Annotated in this window: 1 protein-coding gene; it reads right to left on the reverse strand. The window is 44.2% G+C overall.

What is annotated here, in order from left to right:
- Nucleotides 1-2654 (reverse strand): VCBS domain-containing protein (locus tag AB4153_RS21000; RefSeq protein WP_371998565.1); only part of this gene is annotated, 2654 nt, incomplete at both ends.

The raw sequence follows: 2654 nt of genomic DNA on the forward strand, positions 1-2654 counted from the left end.
AAAGAAAGCGAACCAAATTGACCTTGTTGCACAGTGGCTTGAAATTGGTTTTGTCCGTTATCAACATCAGTCACGGTGAGGGCACCGTCGACATGCAGTTGTCCTTGATGGACGTCTTTATCTTCGGTTAATTGTGCTGAACTTGTACCTCCAATGACAGCTTTATCATCAGTGCCGTTGATGGTCACAGTAACTTTTTGCTCGGTGCCATCGACGCTGTGAACGACTAAAGTGTCAGTTAATGACTCGCCGGTTTTCAGGCCTTGAATAGCCTGTTGGGAATTATCAGCAGTGTAGGTCCAATGGCCTAGTTCGTTCAAAGAAAGCGAACCAAATTGACCTTGTTGCACAGTGGCCTGAAATTGGTTCTGTCCTGCATCAACATCAGTCACGGTGAGGGCACCATCAACGTGTAGTTGTCCTTGATGGACGTCTTTATCTTCCGTTAGCTGTGCTGTTGAAGTACCAGCAATAACCGCTTTATCATCAGTGCCGTTGATGGTCACAGTTATTTTTTGTTCCGTGCCATCAACCGAGTGAACTAATAAAGTATCAGTGAGTGACTCGCCTGTTTTAAGGCCTTGAATGTTCGGCTGCAAGTTATCGGCGGTATAGGTCCAATGGCCTAAACTGTTAATCGATAACGTGCCGAACTGACCTTGCAATGATGTGGCTGAAAACTGAGCTTGGCCGTTATCTAAATCTGTAACAGTGAGGGCACCATCGACATGAAGTTGTCCTTGATGGACGTCTTTGTCTTCGGTTAATTGTGCAGTGCTGGTTCCTGCAATAACGGCTTTATCATCAGTGCCGTTGATGGTCACAGTAACTTTTTGCTCGGTGCCATCGACAGAATGAACTATGAGAGTATCCGTTAGTGACTCGCCTGTTTTAAGGCCTTGAATGTTCGGCTGCAAGTTATCGGCGGTATAGGTCCAATGACCTAGTTCATTTAAAGAAAGCGAACCAAATTGACCTTGTAAAACATTGGCTTGGAATTGGTTTTGTCCTGAATCGATATCGGTTACGGTGAGGGCGCCATCAACATGCAGTTGTCCTTGATGGACGTTTTTGTCTTCGGTTAATTGTGCAGTGCTGGTTCCTGCAATAACGGCTTTATCATCAGTGCCGTTGATGGTCACAGTAACTTTTTGCTCGGTGCCATCGACCGAATGAACTATGAGGGTATCCGTTAATGACTCACCCGTTTTCAGACCTTGAATAGTCTGTTGTGAATTGTCTGCAGTATAAGTCCAGTGACCTAGGTTATTGATCGACAGTGTACCGAATTGGCCTTGCAAAACGTTCGCTTGGAACTGATTTTGCCCATTATCAACATCAGTAACAGTAAGTGCGCCATCAACATGAAGTTGCCCTTGATGAACATCTATGTCTTCGGTTAATTGTACTGAACTTGTACCACCAATGACCGCTTTATCATCAGTACCGTTGATGGTTACTGTAACTTTTTGTTCGGTTCCATCAACGCTGTGAACGATTAAAGTATCGGTGAGTGATTCGCCCGTTTTCAGCCCTTGGATGGCAGATTGAGAATTGTCAGCAGTATAGGTCCAATGACCTAGTTCGTTCAAAGAAAGCGAACCAAATTGACCTTGTTGCACAGTGGCCTGAAATTGATTTTGTCCTGTATCGACATCAGTAACAGTGAGGGCACCATCGACATGCAGCAGTCCTTGATGAAGGTCTTTGTCTTCGGTTAATTGTGCTGAACTTGTACCACCAATGACCGCTTTATCATCAGTGCCGTTGATAGTGACTGAGATTTTTTGCTCAGTACCATCAACCGAATGAACTATGAGAGTATCCGTTAATGATTCACCGGTTTTCAGCCCTTGAATCGCTGGCTGAGAATTGTCAGCAGTATAGGTCCAATGACCGAGTTCGTTCAAAGAAAGCGAACCCAATTGACCTTGTTGCACAGTGGCCTGGAATTGGTTTTGACCATTATCAACATCAGTAACGGTTAATGCGCCATCGACATGAAGTTGTCCTTGATGAACATTTTTATCTTCGGTTAATTGCGCAGTGCTGGTTCCTGCAATAACCGCCTTGTCGTCAGTGCCATTAATGGTTACTGAGATTTTTTGCTCGGTGCCATCGACGCTGTGAACGACTAGCGTATCCGTTAATGACTCACCCGTTTTTAGCCCTTGAACAGTCTGTTGTGAATTGTCTGCAGTATAAGTCCAGTGGCCTAGGTTATTGATCGACAATGTGCCGAACTGACCTTGTAAAACATTCGCTTGGAATTGGTTTTGACCATTATCAACATCAGTAACAGTGAGTGCGCCATCTATTCGAAGTTGGCCAGAGTGAACATCTTTATCTTCAGTTAAACTAGCTATTGATGTGCCAGCAATAACCGCTTTATCATCAGTGCCATTAATGATTATTGAGATTTTTTGCTCGGTGCCATCAACCGAATGAACTATGAGAGTATCCGTTAATGATTCACCGGTTTTCAGCCCTTGAATAGCCTGTTGGGAATTGTCAGCAGTATAGGTCCAATGGCCTAGGTTATTGATCGACAATGTGCCGAACTGACCTTGTAAAACATTCGCTTGGAATTGGTTTTGACCATTATCAACATCAGTAACAGTTAACGCACCGTCAACATGAAGTTGTCCTTGATG

Origin of the sequence: Shewanella sp. 10N.286.52.E4, from assembly GCF_041468785.1 — a bacterium.
In the GTDB taxonomy this organism is placed as follows: domain Bacteria; phylum Pseudomonadota; class Gammaproteobacteria; order Enterobacterales; family Shewanellaceae; genus Shewanella; species Shewanella electrodiphila.